This window comes from Candidatus Defluviilinea gracilis (assembly GCF_057138825.1).
In genome coordinates this window covers 19,854-34,765 of the sequence record NZ_DBNHEF010000032.1, presented here as the reverse complement: position 1 = coordinate 34,765, position 14,912 = coordinate 19,854, and the positions used below count along the sequence as shown (strand labels likewise).

The 14,912-nt window shown below is 52.0% G+C and carries 13 protein-coding genes; 7 read left to right on the top strand and 6 right to left on the bottom strand.

What is annotated here, in order from left to right:
• Positions 1-61 precede the first annotated feature (61 nt).
• From AC16KF_RS04350 to AC16KF_RS04340, 3 genes are all read right to left on the bottom strand, one after another.
• Complete coding sequence (locus AC16KF_RS04350) at positions 62-1,111, bottom strand: M42 family metallopeptidase (protein ID WP_484036076.1); 1,050 nt, start codon at positions 1,109-1,111, stop codon at positions 62-64.
• 99 nt (positions 1,112-1,210) lie between these two features.
• The gene (locus AC16KF_RS04345; protein WP_484036075.1) at positions 1,211-2,272 is read right to left on the bottom strand and encodes a zinc-binding metallopeptidase family protein; all 1,062 of its coding nucleotides are present in this window, start codon (positions 2,270-2,272) and stop codon (positions 1,211-1,213) included.
• Entirely contained in the window at positions 2,269-2,793 is a 525-nt protein-coding gene (locus AC16KF_RS04340; protein WP_484036074.1) for a hypothetical protein, read from the bottom strand. The genes AC16KF_RS04345 and AC16KF_RS04340 overlap by 4 nt, the downstream gene beginning before the upstream one ends.
• 107 nt (positions 2,794-2,900) lie before the next feature.
• Here AC16KF_RS04340 and AC16KF_RS04335 point away from each other — a divergent pair, with 107 nt between their 5' ends.
• From AC16KF_RS04335 to AC16KF_RS04320, 4 genes are all read left to right on the top strand, one after another.
• A complete protein-coding gene (locus tag AC16KF_RS04335; protein ID WP_484036073.1) occupies positions 2,901-5,525 on the top strand; it encodes an AAA family ATPase in 2,625 nt (874 codons plus the stop codon).
• Between the two features lie 9 nt (positions 5,526-5,534).
• Positions 5,535-6,701 carry a glycosyltransferase family 2 protein gene (locus AC16KF_RS04330; protein ID WP_484036072.1) on the top strand — a complete coding sequence of 389 codons (1,167 nt, stop codon included), beginning with the start codon at positions 5,535-5,537 and terminating at the stop codon, positions 6,699-6,701.
• 21 nt (positions 6,702-6,722) lie between these two features.
• Positions 6,723-7,169 carry a copper chaperone PCu(A)C gene (locus AC16KF_RS04325; protein ID WP_484036071.1) on the top strand — a complete coding sequence of 149 codons (447 nt, stop codon included), beginning with the start codon at positions 6,723-6,725 and terminating at the stop codon, positions 7,167-7,169.
• Positions 7,170-7,383: 214 nt separating this feature from the next.
• A complete protein-coding gene (locus AC16KF_RS04320; RefSeq protein ID WP_484036070.1) occupies positions 7,384-7,830 on the top strand; it encodes a DUF6174 domain-containing protein in 447 nt (148 codons plus the stop codon).
• 192 nt (positions 7,831-8,022) lie between these two features.
• On the opposite strand, the gene AC16KF_RS04315 is transcribed toward AC16KF_RS04320, so the two are convergent.
• From AC16KF_RS04315 to priA, 3 genes are all read right to left on the bottom strand, one after another.
• Positions 8,023-8,529 (bottom strand): phosphoribosyltransferase, encoded by a 507-nt coding sequence (locus tag AC16KF_RS04315; RefSeq protein WP_484036069.1) that lies wholly within the window; start codon positions 8,527-8,529, stop codon positions 8,023-8,025.
• Between the two features lie 156 nt (positions 8,530-8,685).
• Positions 8,686-9,597: a hypothetical protein gene (locus AC16KF_RS04310; RefSeq protein ID WP_484036068.1), complete on the bottom strand. Its 912-nt coding sequence runs from the start codon at positions 9,595-9,597 to the stop codon at positions 8,686-8,688.
• Between the two features lie 176 nt (positions 9,598-9,773).
• On the bottom strand, positions 9,774-12,236 hold the full coding sequence (priA, locus tag AC16KF_RS04305) for a primosomal protein N' (RefSeq protein WP_484036067.1): 2,463 nt from the start codon (positions 12,234-12,236) through the stop codon (positions 9,774-9,776).
• Positions 12,237-12,309: 73 nt separating this feature from the next.
• Between priA and AC16KF_RS04300 the strand changes: the two genes are divergently transcribed.
• From AC16KF_RS04300 to AC16KF_RS04290, 3 genes are read left to right on the top strand one after another with little or no spacing between them, the layout of a single operon-like run.
• Positions 12,310-12,525: a DUF2283 domain-containing protein gene (locus AC16KF_RS04300; protein ID WP_484036066.1), complete on the top strand. Its 216-nt coding sequence runs from the start codon at positions 12,310-12,312 to the stop codon at positions 12,523-12,525.
• Between the two features lie 4 nt (positions 12,526-12,529).
• Entirely contained in the window at positions 12,530-13,720 is a 1,191-nt protein-coding gene (locus AC16KF_RS04295; RefSeq protein WP_484036065.1) for a DNA-methyltransferase, read from the top strand.
• An 8-nt stretch (positions 13,721-13,728) separates the two neighbouring features.
• The gene (locus tag AC16KF_RS04290) at positions 13,729-14,910 is read left to right on the top strand and encodes a CfrBI family restriction endonuclease (RefSeq protein WP_484036064.1); all 1,182 of its coding nucleotides are present in this window, start codon (positions 13,729-13,731) and stop codon (positions 14,908-14,910) included.
• Positions 14,911-14,912: the final 2 nt, after the last annotated feature.

The window sequence follows — 14,912 nt, the reverse complement described above, 5'->3', positions numbered from 1 at the left end:
AACGCAACACATCTTTTGCCTTGTGTACCTGTTTACGTGTGTACCTGTATACATTTTGCGTTCACCTTTTCCCAATCAGATCCACCGTAATCTTCTTCAATGCCGTGTGCAACAACGCCAGAGTGTTCTTCCAATCGTCCACGCGCGAGAGGCTGACGGGCGAATGAGTGTAGCGATGCGGCACAGAAACGGAAACTGTCGGGATTCCCGCGAGCGCGCGCTGGATCGCGGCGGAGTCTGTGCCGCCTCCTCCGGGCTGGCGGAGTTGATATGGAATCTTTGCAGACGCCGCGACCGTTTGAAGAAAGCGAACCAGCCGAGGGTCGTGAAGAGTCGAACCGTCCGCAACATAAATCGCGGGACCGAGTCCGAGTTTGGTGTTGTAGGTCGTGTTTTCGTTCCCGTCAAAATTGGGCAGATCGTTCGCAGGCGTCGAGTCAATTGCAATCGCAAGATCGGGATTGAAATATTGCGCCGTGACTTTCGCGCCGCGCAGACCGATCTCCTCTTGCACCGTGAATGCCGCGCACAGATCAATGTTCGACGGCGCGTGTTTGAACAACTCGATCAATGTGGCAACGCCGATGCGGTTATCAAGCGCCTTCGCCATGATCGAAGGACCCACGCGGCGAAACTTCGTCGCAAAGCCCGCGCGATCGCCAACCTTCGCTTTGCCCGCGAGTCCGAGATCAATGCGCAGCGCGTCGATGGGAACTTTGCGCGTGCGCTCACCCGACTCCATCAAATGGATGGGCTTGCCGCCGATCACGCCGGGCGCGCGCTCTTTGCCGACATACACCTGCTTGCCCACAAGATGCCGCGGATCGATGCCGCCAATCTCTTCAAAACGATAGATGCCTTCGCCATCCTCAGCGACGATCATCAAGCCGACCTCGTCCATGTGCGCGTCGAGCATGACTTTCACACGCTTCGCTCCCCGCCCCAACCTGGTCGCAAGGACGCTGCCTAGCGCGTCCACTCGAACATCGTCCGCGTAGTCTTTTATCTCATCGAGGACGATCTTGCGCACTTCGCTTTCATCGCCAGAGACCGCGATGACGTTGCAAAGTTTTTCGAGCAGTTTGAAGGGAGGGGTTGGGGAGGTTGGCATTGGGATTCAGAGGATTAGAGGAGTGGAGAATTAGATGATTAGATGATTAGAGAAATGATTATTAGTTGCGGGAGCAGTTGAACTGCTCCCGCCTCATATTTAATCGTCCCAAGTTATTGTTTCTACAAAATTTTCTTCAAGCGAAGAAATAAATTCGGCGAGCAAGCGCCCCGCGCGTTGGATGTCTTTGACGGCGACAGACTCCACAGGCGTGTGCATGTAACGGATGGGGAACTCGACCAGCGCGGTGGGAATCCCTTCGGCGGTGACTTGCATCGGGTAGGCATCAGTGCCTGAGTGACCGGCGGTAACATCGAAAAACCATGGGATCTCGAGTCGCTCGGCGAGTTCTTTGAGTTTCTTGTGCAAGAACGGGTGTATGTTCGGTCCGAGACACAAGCCCACACCTTTGCCCATCGTGTGAGTCTGCCAACCGTTCGCTCCGGGTCCTTTGGCGAATGTGCCGTCCACAGCAATCGCAATTTGCGGTCGAATCTCAAACGCAGACGTGTACGCGCCGAGATAACTCGTCTCTTCCTGCACGGTTGCCACTGCCCACACATCCCACACGTGCGGCTTCGATTGCAACTCCTCCAGGCAGACTGTCAACGCGGCGACGGAGGCGCGATTGTCAACTGTGTGCCCTGAGAGGATGTCGCCAGCGAGTTCCATCGGTTCATTCGCGAAGGAGACCAGGTCGCCCACTTTGACTTTTCTCTCCACCTCGCGCGGAGTCAAACCCGTGTCCACGAGCAGGTAGCCGATCTCGAGCGCGCCGTCGCCAGCGGATTCGGGGAGCAATCTCGAAGGGGGCATCGCGATGACCGCAGGCAAGTCAGCCCCACTCGAGGCGTGAATCGTTACTTCCGCGCCCGGTAACACATGCACATCGATCCCGCCCACGTTGGTGATGCGGAGGAATCCATCCACGATGTGACTCACCCTCATGCCGATCGCGTCCATGTGTGTGGCGATCATGATCGAGGGATGTTTCTTGCCTGAACCGCGTTTGAGTCCATGCAGTGAGCCGACGCGGCTGAGGCGCGTTTCGTCCACGAGCGGGCGCCACTTTTCTTCGATGAGTTTCGCAACAGGAGTCTCATTGCCTGAGATTCCCGAAGAGGAGATTAATGTTTTTAGGAATGGAAGAATATCGGTCATGGCGTTGGGAAGGGAGTCAATGAAGGCGTGGATGTGTTCGTTGGCGTGGACTGTGTCGGTGATGGAGTAAATGTGAACGTGTCTGTGCTTGTAGCAATGAATGTGGAAGTAAACGTGAATGTGACGCTTGGGGTAGGCGACGGCGTGCGGGATGAAGTAAGCGTGAACGATGGCGTGAGGCTAGCGGGCTGGAACGGTGTGAATGACAATGTAGGGGTGACTGTGGAGGTTGGCGTGCCTGTCGGTGTTGGGGTGTCTGTGACTGTCGGTGAAATTATATTTGGCGCTGTGGTAGTGGCAGGCGTAATTTGAAGCGTGCCCGTTGCGGTTAGGTTATTAGCGGCTGTAGAACTGATGGTCGGCGTCAGCGTGATGCTCGAATTGGGCGCCGCCAGCATGGCAATCCACCCTACGCAATAACATGGAAGCGTGGCAAGCGTGATGATGATCAGAGTCAAACGGCGCTGGGCGATCTTGTCGGAGGCTTCGAACATGGTGGTTCGATTATAATCTATCATCATAAGGCAAATTACTCACTTTAGCCACAGAGATCGCAGAGTTCTTTGAGAAAAAATTTTAATAACTCAATGGTCTCTGTGTTCTCTGCGACAAAGAAACTTCGTCAACAATGATCCCCCTCCATCTCCGCATCTCAGGTTTTCTTTCTTATCGCGATCCCGTTGAATTGGATTTCAACTCGTTCGATCTTGCGTGCATCTCCGGGCACAACGGCGCGGGGAAGTCGTCGCTGTTGGATGCAATCACGTGGAGTCTGTTCGGCGAGGCGCGCGGCAAAAGCAGTGACGTGATCAACCTGCACGCGGATGTGAAAGCCGCCGAGGTGATCCTCACGTTCAAGCATGAAGACAACACCTATCGCGTGCAACGGTCGTTGCCGAGAGGAAAGAGTACGGTATTGGAGTTTCAGATACTGGACGATGGACGATGGACGATAGACCAAGAAGGGAAGTCAAATGTCAAAGGTCAATCGTCCATGGTCAACGGGACATGGAAACCTCTCACCGAAAAGACAACGCGCGACACGCAGGCGCGGATCGAACAGACGCTGCGGTTGGATTACGAGACGTTCGTCAACGCGTCATTTTTTTTGCAGGGGAAGGCGGATCAGTTCACGCAACAGAACGCGAGCAAACGCAAGGAAGTGCTGAGCAACATCCTTGGGCTTGAAATTTGGGATGAATATAAAAATCGCGCCGCCGAGAAACGCAAGGCAATTGAATCGGAGGTCGAAATCATTGACGGACGTGTGGCGGAGATCGACGCGGAACTCGCCGAAGAGGAGGCGCGAAAGATTCGGCTGGGGGAACTTCAATCGTCGCTGAAACAATTGTCGGCGGCGAGGGAGGCGCAAGAATCCGTGATGCAAAATCTAAAACGGAACGCGGCGCTGGTGGAGGAGCAACGCAAGATGACCTCCACGCTCGCGGCGGGACTCGAACGCTCACGCGCGGCTCTCGCATCGTTGGAGAGTCGACTCGCTGAGAAAGAATCGGATCGCGCCTCGTATGCCGACCTTGTGAATCGCGCAAAGGAAATCGAAGCGGAATATAAGGCGTGGCAAAAAGCGCGGAAAGAATTAGAGAATTGGGAGAAGACTGCGGCAGAGTTTCACGATCATCAAAAAGAGCGCGCGCCGTTGCAGGAAAGAATTTCGGTCGAAAAGGCGAAGTTGGAGGAGGAGCGACGGTCGTTGGCGGTGGAGGAAGAGGAGATCGGTAATCAGTTATCAGTGAACAGTGAGTTGAAAAGCGGGATCGAGAAAACTCAAAAACTGTTGGGCGAATCGGAGGCAAAGGTCAATGAACGCGCCAAGATTGAAAGCGAACGCAACGCGGGACGCGAGAGGCAAGCCGCGTTGAAAGTGGAAAACGATTCGCTCAAAGCGGACATGAATACGTTGAAAGATCGAATCGAAACGCTCAAATCGGCAGACGGCGCGACTTGCCCTTTATGCGGGCAGGAGTTGAGCAAGGAACATCGCAAGTCCACGCTTAAGCAGTTGGAAGAAGACGGCAAACAAAAAGGTGACGCGTATCGCGCGAATCAAAAAGAAGCGGCTGACCTTGCCGAACAAATTACCAATTACGAATTACAAATTACTTCCCTTGGCTCCGCCGAAAACGAGCGCGTGAAATATGCAAGCGAAATCTCGCAACTCACTGAGCGATTGGAACGGTTGCAATCGTTGGCAAAAGATTGGGAATCCACTGGCAGGAAGCGGTTGAAGGATGTGGAGAAAGCATTGGATGGCGGCAAGTTCGCGGTGGATGAACAAAAGCAACTCGCCAAACTGGATAAGGAATTAGCCAAACTTGGCTACGACGCGTCGGCGCACGATGAAGCGCGAGGAAAAGAACGAGAATTAAGAGAAGTGGAGAATGAATATCGCGAACTCGGCTCGGCGAAGGAAGTGAACAGGCAGATCGAGGGTGAGATTGCGAATCTGAATGAGGAAAGTAGAAAGTGGAGAGATGAAGTTGAGGAGGGGCAAAAGCAATACGATGCTGCATCGTTGGCTTTGAAAGAGGCGGAAGCGGGCGCGCCGAATCTCGATGAAGCGGAGCGCGAGTTGTTCCGATTACGTGAAGAGGAAAACCGCGCGCGGGGCGAACTCGGCGGGGCGCAACAACGCGTGGATGTGTTGAAGAGTCAACGCGCGCGCAAAGCGAACTATGAAAAAGAGCGCGAAGAATTCCAAAAGCAGATCGCGCGGCATCGGACGCTCGAACAAGCCTTCGGCAAGAACGGAGTCCCCGCCTTGTTGATCGAGCAGGCATTGCCGCAGATCGAAGAGAAGGCAAACGAGTTGCTAGATCGTCTATCCGATGGGAACATGTCCATTCGGTTTGTGACGCAGTCGGAATACAAAGATAAGAAGCGCGAGGATTTGAGGGAAACGCTCGATATTCAGATCAGCGATGCGGCGGGCATCCGCAGTTATGAGATGTACTCGGGCGGCGAGGCGTTCCGCGTCAACTTTGCGATTCGGCTCGCGCTGTCGGAAATCCTTGCCCAGCGGAAGGGCGCGCGCTTGCAAACGCTGGTCATTGACGAGGGCTTCGGCTCGCAAGACACGCTGGGACGTCAGCGGTTGGTCGAGGCGATCAATCTGGTGAAGAATGATTTTGCCAAGATTCTCGTCATCACACATCTCGAAGAATTGAAGGACGCGTTTCCGACGAGAATCGAGGTCGAGAAGACCGAACGAGGTTCGACGTTACAAATTATTTAACCGCCCGCTATGATCTATCTTGTCCTTTCATCAGTTTTTTGCATCGGGGGAATTGTCGTAGTCTATTGGCTGCACAGCCATTCCCGCATTGACATCATCGTCAAACCCGCGTCGCCTCCGCAAAACGCGCCGCTCATTTCGATCTGCATTCCCGCGCGGAACGAGGAGCAGAATATCCGGGTGTGCGTCGAATCGGCGCTCATGCAGAATTATCCAAACTTCGAGATTATCGTTCTGGATGATCGCTCTACCGACGCGACTCCTCGCATTTTGGCGGAACTCGCCACCCTCGATTCACGCCTCCACCCCATCAGCGGGTCGGACCTCCCTTCGGGCTGGGTCGGCAAACCTCACGCCTTGCACCAAGCCTCCACGTCGGCGCGAGGCGAGTGGCTATGCTTCGTAGACGCGGACACTTTTCTTTCGCCGCAAGCGCTCTCCTCCTGCTACGTCAAAGCGATGGAGGTTCAAGCGGATTTGTTTACCACGCTTCACCGTCAGATCATGGGATCGTTTTGGGAGAAAGCCGTTATGCCCATTGTGGTCACCGCGCTGTCGGTCGGTTTTAATCCGCGCAAAGTAAACGACCCGACTTACAAAGACGCCATCGCCAGCGGACAATTCATCCTCATCCGCCGCGAGGTCTACGAGAAAATCGGCGGGCATGCCAGCGTGCGCGACCAGATCGTCGAAGATCAAGCTCTGGCGGAGCGCGTCAAGTGGAGCGGGGATCGTCTCGCGCTTGCCGACGGGACTGCGCTCATTAGCACACGAATGTACACATCGTTAAGTTCCATGTGGGAAGGCTGGACAAAGAATATGTACCTCGGGCTTCGCGGTCAACCTGTCTTGATGTGGCTCGGAGTCATTGGAGCGTCGCTGGCGTTGATGGCGGCGTTACTCCTACCGATCTGGCTGGGATTGGGGTTGCTATGGATGATTAACGGCGGCGGATTGATCGCGCTGATCGTTCTCACCGAAGCGCTGACCCTTTGGGGTGCGATTCTGATCGCGCGCGGATGGGCGGCGAGTCAAATGGGAATTTCTCCGCTCTATTCGCTCTCCACACCTCTTGGCGCGGGCATCTTCGCCGCGATGATGATCGCATCCGCATGGCTGACGCTTTCGGGCAAAGGCGTCAGTTGGCGCGGAAGGCATTATGCCCAACTCAAATAATTCAACGAAAAGGAATCTAAAATGAAAAAAAAGTCGATCGTGCTGTTCAGTATTTTTCTGTTGGTTGCCGCCTGCGCGCCTAAGGAGGGGATTGAGATTCGCGACGCGTGGATAAGGTCCGCCCCACAGGGCGGAAACAGCGCGTTGTATTTTGTGATCCACAATTATTCGGCGGACGATGAACTGGTCGGCGTTTCGACGGAGATCGCGGCGGCGGTGGAGATCCACGAGACGAGCATGGCGGGCGATGTGATGCAGATGCGGATGGTCGAGTCGGTGCCGCTGGTTTCGGGCGAGGATGTGGAGTTTGCGTCGGGCGGCTTGCATGTGATGTTGGTGGGTCTCAAGGAAGAGGCGAAAGTAGGAGATATGGTGGAGGTCGTTTTGCACTTCAAGAACAGCGAGGATATTGTTCTACACGTCCCCGTGCAAGAAGGGGCAGATGAGCATGGCGGGCATGATGGTTGAAACTCCGAAGGAGTGAAATGATGGTAGAGCACAAAATAGGCGGTCTAACCCCGAAGGGGTGTCATGGGTTTTTCGTGAAGGTATGTCATCCCTTCGGGATTTGATGGCGACTCGGGTCATGTTCAACAATCCTGCCATCCCTTCGGGATTGAACTCACGTCATTTCGAGGAACATTTTTTCATACACCGTCGTCCTTCTGGACAAGGAGACAAAATGAAAAAGTTAATTCTTATCGTACTCGCTTTTATTCTAGTGGCTTGCTCGGCTGGCGGGAGCGAACTCTCGCGCAACCAGCAAAAATGGGAGGATGCCAACATCACGCATTATCGTTTCGAGTTGAACATCAGCTGTTTCTGCGCGTTCCGCGACCAGATGCCGTTGACTGTTGAAGTGAAAGACGGTCAGATCGTTCACATGGCGACCGCGGACGGAACTCTCGTGCTTGACACCGATCCGAATTATGCGTTCTTCGCGCCTCACGCGACGATAGACCTGCTCTTTGCAGAGATCGACGCGGCAATCAAAGAAGGCGCGGACTCGGTCAACGTGACGTATGATGCGACGTACGGCTTCCCTGCGGAGGTGGCTATTGATATCAGTCAGCAAATCGCTGATGAGGAAATGTATTACAGCATCTCAGGTTTCGAGGCGTTGCCGTAACGGTTGGATAAACAATCGCCAGCGTTAGAGGACGCTGGCTACACAGATCGGATGGGGCGGCGAAAAGGAATCAGGAAACTGAATCAGCCGTCCCGTCGAGAAGGAAGCGACAAAAAATCCCCGATGAATTTTCGGGGATTTTTTGTTATCCCATTTCGATCGTTCAGCAGTTCAACTGCTGAACGATCATGGTTATATTTCTCCGAGCAAAACTTGATCCGTTCCCCGATCCACTTCCCACGGGTAGACGATGTAGGCGTCGGTGACGGCGGCGTAGTAATCGGGGCGATTGTTGCCGAACAGGTTTCGATACGGGTTGAAATGCAGGACGCACGTTTCGGGGAAGCCGCCCGCGGCAGAGACGCGATTCTTGACCGCGGTGATGGTGCGACCCGATCCCCAGATGTCGTCCACGATGAGAGTTGGGCGACCGCGCATTTTTTCGTCAGCGGGGAATTGGATGAACTCGGGCCACGCCATGATGGATTTTTCTTTGGCGAGTTGCGCGGGGAAGTCCACCGCCGCGGTGAGGACGTGCGTGATGTCCATCGCTTCGGCAAGCATGCCCGCAGGGACGATGCCGCCGCGCGTGATGATGACCATCGCGGTGAATTCGCGTTTGAATTGCGGGATGAGATGGTCAATGAGACGATCCACTTCATCCCATGAAATTAATTCGCGTCGAGGTTCGGGTTGCATATTTTTATTTTCGCCCTGAGCAGAGTGACGAGTGGCGCAAAGCGCCACGAGGAACGAAGTCGAAGGGCACGTGTGATTCCAACTTTCAATTGTTGATGTATGCGCTTCGACTGCGTTCGACCAAAAAACATGGTCTCACTCCGCTCAGCGCGGAAACTAGCCCAAAACAGCCGCAAGAGGCGCGGGCGCGGCGACATGAATATCCTGCCCAGCAACTTGCGCTTTCTCGGCTTCGCGCGCCCAGAGATAGAGGCAGGTGTGATACGCGGCGTTTGTATATGAAGTGATGACGCTTGCGATCATCACGAGCGCAAAGAAGATGAACACGCCGACAGCGATTGCCACAATTGAAACAACGCCGAAACCGCCAGTCGCGTACACTGCTCCGCCGCCGATGGCGAGCGCGATGATGAATCCGCCGAAGCCGAGGAGGAAGCCGATCAGTCCCGTCACCCAGCGGATGCCGACGAAGCCGATGCCGATCAACAATAAGTTTTGTTTGGTGATGTTCCAGATGCGTTGTAAACCGTTCTTCAAGTTCAGATCGTCAATGACCATCGCGGGCAAAACGAGATACGACGTTTCGAGCCACAACGCTTCCAACACGCCGCCGAGCGAACGCAAGAGTCCAGTGGCGAGGCTGGCAAATAAATTATTGCGCCCTCGGTTGTTGCGCGTGGCGTTGCGGAACCACGTCACGAGTGTGGACACCAGCGCGAGCGAGAGAATGTCGAAGAAGTCGCGGCGCACAATTGCCCACGCATGATCCATGCGACCGTCGCCTTCGGCGAGATAGCCGTAGATCAAGTACACGGTCATCGCCGAGAAAATATATGTGATGACGTATTGTACAAAGATCATCAACAAGCCGAGAATGCCTATGATAATCTGCCCGAATTGCGAATCGCCGAGCAGGAACGCCACGCCGATGATGGGGATGATACCGATGACCGAAACGATCATCCCAACGATCAACGCGTAAATTGACGGCTTCAATAAATCTTTATCTTTGAACGCCATCGCCCAGGCTTGTTTGAGAAACGACCAACCACGTGAAAATGCTTGCATTATGTCTCCTCTAAACCTCGTTGGTCGAGTAGCCGCGCTTTTGTTCTTCGCGGCGTACCGAGACCAACAAGTCACAAAATTATTCTTGCTAGCATGGTGGTCTCGATACGCCCTTCGTCTTCGCTACGCTTCGCTACGCTTCGCTCAGGGCTACTCGACCACCGAATTTAAATTGATTATAGCAAACTAATCGGATCAACTTCTATGCGCCAACCGTCGAGTTTTACGTCGCGCAACAATTCTTTTGGATTCGATCCGCGCAGGATGATCTGCCACCTATACAACCCCGCCACTTTGGAAAAGAAACACGGGACGGGTCCAATGACGTTAGACGATGGACGATGGACGATGGACAACTTCTCCGCAACACGTTTCGCTTCTTTCTCAGCCGACGCTTGGTCGTCGCTCCTGAATTCGAGTCGCACCAGACGCGCGAACGGAGGATAGCCTAGCCGCTTGCGATTCTCCAACTCGTGCTGATAAAAGCCGTCCACGTCATGCCCCGCCGCAGACTGGATGACTTGATTCGCAGGGTCAAACGTTTGCAAGACAACTTTCCCGCCGCGTTCACCGCGACCCGCGCGCCCTGCCACTTGAGTCAACACTTGAAAGACTCGTTCCGCCGCGAACGGATCAGGCAGATGCAGACCCACATCCGCAAGCACGATGCCGACAAGAGTGACCATCGGCAAGTCCAATCCTTTGGCGAGCATTTGCGTGCCGACCAACACATCCGCTTTGTGATTCGCAAAGTGTGTGAGGATCATTTCGTGCGCGTCTTTTTGGCGTGTCGTGTCCCAGTCCCAGCGCAGAGTCCGTGCTTTGGGGAACAACGCGTTGACTTCCGCTTCAACCTTTTCACTGCCGAGCCCAAACTCGCGGATCTGTTTCCCTCCACACTGCGGACAAGTCTTCGGCTTGCCGCGTTCGTATCCGCAGTGGTGACAGAGCAATCGTTCTTTATCTTCCGTGTGAAATGTCAGCGGCGTGTCGCAGTTGGGACACTTCAACACATGTCCGCAATCGCGGCAGAATACGTACGTTGAAGTCCCGCGTCGGTTGAGGAAGAGGATCGCCTGTTCGCCGCGCTGAAGCGTGGACTCAAGTTCACGAAGCAGAAGCCGACTGAAGATCCCGCGTTGACCCGCTTTCAATTCGTCGCGCATGTCCACGATGTGGACGGGAGGCAATCCTGATTCGACGATGCGTTTGGGTAAATCCAATTTATGAAGTTGATTCGTTTCGGATTTGAATCGCTGTTCAATTGTCGGCGTGGCAGAGCCTAGCACACACACCGCGCCGCAGAGACGCGCGTACGTCTGCGCCACGTCCACCGCGTGATAGAACGGCGGCTCGGCTTGATGGAACGACGAGTCGTGACATTCATCCGCAACGATGAGACCGATGTTCGGCAGAGGCGCGAAGAGCGCGCTTCTCGCGCCGATGATGACCTTGAGCTTGCCCGCGCGCGCGCGACGCCACGTGTCATATCGCTCGCCCTCCGAAAGTTTCGAATGGACAAGCCCCACTTGCCCAGGGAATCGATTCAAGAATCGTCGCACGGTCTGCGGTGTGAGCGCGATCTCAGGCACAAGCACGATCACTTGTCCTCCGCGCTTCACCACGTCTTCAGCGGCGCGTAAATAAATTTCTGTTTTACCTGAACCTGTGACGCCATGTAAAAGAAATACTTCGTATTGCGTACTGCGTATTGCTTTTGTGATTTCGTTGAGTGAAGAGCTCTGCTCAGGTGTAAGTTCAATTACTTGTGTACTTGTTTCCTTGTTTACCTGTTTACCTGTTTTCTCCAACGGATCACGAAACACTTCGCTCTCGAACAATCGAATCAAGCCGCGCTCTTCGAGTTCTTGCAAGTCGGCGAGATTGCATCCGCTTTCGGCGTACACCCACGAGACGTTGATCGCGTCGGGTTGCTGGATCAAGAATCGCAACGCGGACTGCCTACGCGCGAGCGTCTGCTTCATCCCCAGAGTCGGCATCTCAACTTCCGCTTCTTCTGGTGTGACTGCAAGCTGGGCAACGCGAATGAACTTTGATCTCACCCTCGGCGGCGGCAACACAGACCGCGCCGACAACACGCCTTTTCTCACGAGAAATCCCGCCGTCTTGCGCCAGTCCACTTTGGAGAAGTGAGTGTCAATTTGACGTCCGCGCAATGAGCCTCTAACTCGCAACAGATTCAACAACCGATCTTCAATTGTCAATCGTTGAGTCTTCGGGCTAATCCCACTCCCCTCGGGTAATCGTAAATCGTTAATCGACAATCGTAAATCGTAAAGCGTATCCACTTGTTGACTTAACCCCACTGGCAAAAACAATCCCACCACCGCCGCCAACGGCGCGAGTGTGGACTCTGCCATCGCCTCCGCCAACGCGATCTGCGCTTGAGTCAAAACTGGCTCAGGGTCAACGAGTTCGATGACCTCTTTCACATCGCGCACAGACGGCTGGTCAATGAAGCGGAAGACAACTCCCTGCACGGTCTGTTTGCCAAATGGGACGATGACCAAATGCCCAACTCCCACCATCCCCACGAGGGATTGGGGTACGACATAATCGAACACTCCCGCAATGGCTGGCACGTTGATGACGATTTGAACGAAGGAGGTCATTGACATGATTTTATCTTGAAATTTCAGGAGTCTTGCGGGAAGAAGGGTTTGGCTGTATGCTCAGTACTAGGCAAAGACTATGCGTATCAAGCACTTTGAAGCAACAGACACAGCAATAGTGGAATTGTCCAAAAATCCATCTGTTGAGACTTGGGAATTAAACGAAAATCTCTACATTGATCTTGACGATCAAGGGTTTATTGTCAGCATTACCATCGAACACGCTGACAAGTTTGCGGAAATGGATGAATTGCTTTATCAACACATTCCTGCAAGTTCTCCAATGGTAAAATAAATTCATGCTTACGAAATCTACGGTTGCCACAAAAAGAAAATACAATGTTTTGGACGTAAAATCTGCCAAGAAGGTTGCTACTTTTTGGCTTGAACGAGCAAAATTAGAAAAAGCAATTGATTTTGGTTTACCAGAGGTTGACGATCGTTATCACATTTGGCGCGTACCGCTTGTGGGGAAAACATCAAATGACCGAATTGGCGAAGTGGTAATTGACGCCTATACTTCTTTAATCGTTGAAGACAAATCCACAAACACAGAAGTTCTTGAATCACGTCTACTCGGACGAAACGGTCATAAAAAAACTAAATCAAAGAAACAAAATGGTAGCTACGTTTTGTCATCTCTGAGAAATACAATCGCACAGGGCGACAGCGAAGAGTTATTGCAAGAACTTCCAGCAGGCAGCGTTAACTTAATTTTCACTTCGCCGCCTTATTACAATGCCCGTCCAGAATACACCGACTATGTTACTTACGAAGAATATCTTCTAAAAATCCGAAAGGTCATTCAAAACGCGCATCGGGTTTTGGCAGAAGGATGTTTCTTTGTAATGAACATTTCCCCCGTGCTTGTACGTCGAGCAAGCCGCAATGAAGCCTCGCGCAGAATTGCGGTGCCTTTTGATATGCACAGATTATTCATCGACGAAGGCTATGACTTTATTGACGATATCGTTTGGGAAAAACCAGAAGGCGCGGGCTGGGCAACAGGTCGCGGCAGGAGATTTGCAGCGGATAGAAATCCATTGCAATACAAACCTGTTCCCGTCACAGAATACATTTTGGTATACCGAAAGCATACCGAAAAACTAATTGATTGGAATATCCGCGCTCATCCAGACAAAGAAACTGTGAAAGCGTCAAAAGTTGGCGATGGTTATGATCGCACTAATATTTGGAAGATCACTCCCGCTCATGATCACAGACACCCTGCCATTTTTCCCGTCGAATTGGCAGAAAGGGTAATCAAATATTATTCATTCAAAGGCGACGTCGTACTTGACCCGTTTGCTGGAATTGGCACAGTCGGAAAAGCCGCCGTCAAACTTCACCGACGATTTGTATTACTTGAACAAAATCCAAAATATATTTCAATTATTCAAGAAGAAGCAAAATCTTGGCTTGGTAAAGAAGCAAAGCAAATTCATACGATCAACTGCGCACCAATTGACTCTGGCAATATGTTATTTTGAGGGTTTACATGCCTAAAAACAAAAAACCGCTAAATGCCCTAACTGACTTAATCTCGCCTGCTGATTTAGACTTACTATCAGCAAGCGGAAGTCAACTTGTTGAGCAAATAGGCTTGGACGTTGTTCGCGGTGTTGTGCTAGATATTCTCACAGGTAAGAACTTGCGAGATTCAACCGAAGCGTTGACGCGGCGCAGAATCGCCACATTGAATTTAGCAACAATGGAATTATTTATTAGAGGTTCGGCAAACTCCAAAGACTTTATCAATCAGCTTCCGAAAATCGCTACTGACATTCTTTCTAAAGGGAATTTATCCAAAGCCGAAAGATGGCTGGCTCAATGGATTCTTGGGTTGACGGATAAAGCATTTCAAAATGTTTTGAGGGATGATCCCGAGGCAATTGCAGAATACAGGGATAGATATATTCAGATTTGCGACGAAGTTATCGGCACAAGAAAAACAGAGAAGGGATCACTGCGTGGCGAAATTACAATCAATGGAAATCAAAAAGCTCAAATCAATTGGCTTTGGATGACCTACCTTCTGAATACCATCGGAGCGCAAACACTTGCAATTCGCGGGTCAGAAAAATCTGCTTATGGCAAACTATTTGAGAAATTGGTACTTGGCTCTCTTCTTCATATTTTAGGCTTCAAACACACTACGCCTCCCCCACAAGAGTACGAAAAAGTATTTTGGCTTTCTTCAAGAAATGAAAAACGAGAAAGTGACGCAACGTTGCTCTACGAATTAGGTAAAGGCGTACGATTTGACATTGGCTTCATTGGGAGAGGAAATCCTGAAATCTCTTTAGACAAGGTAACACGCTTTGAAAGAGAAATTTCATTGGGTCGCTCAAAATTTTTTATGGCAACTATCATTCTTGTTGACCGCATCGGAGCAAACAGCAGAATAGAACGCATGGCTGAAGAGGTGCAAGGGACAATCATTCAGATGAGTGCGGGCTATTGGCCCAAGCAAGTTGCCCAAGTATTAAACAAAACTATTGGATTCAGACACGATCTACTTCGTATGAACGACAATGAAGTGGAGAAACATCTGCGCAAAGCAATTCGAAAAGTTCCACTGGAACAGTTTATAGGATTATCAAAAAATTTTGGGGGACAATTTATAAAAGAAGAGCAAGAACAATACAACTTATTTGATGAAAATTCAGATTACGAATGATA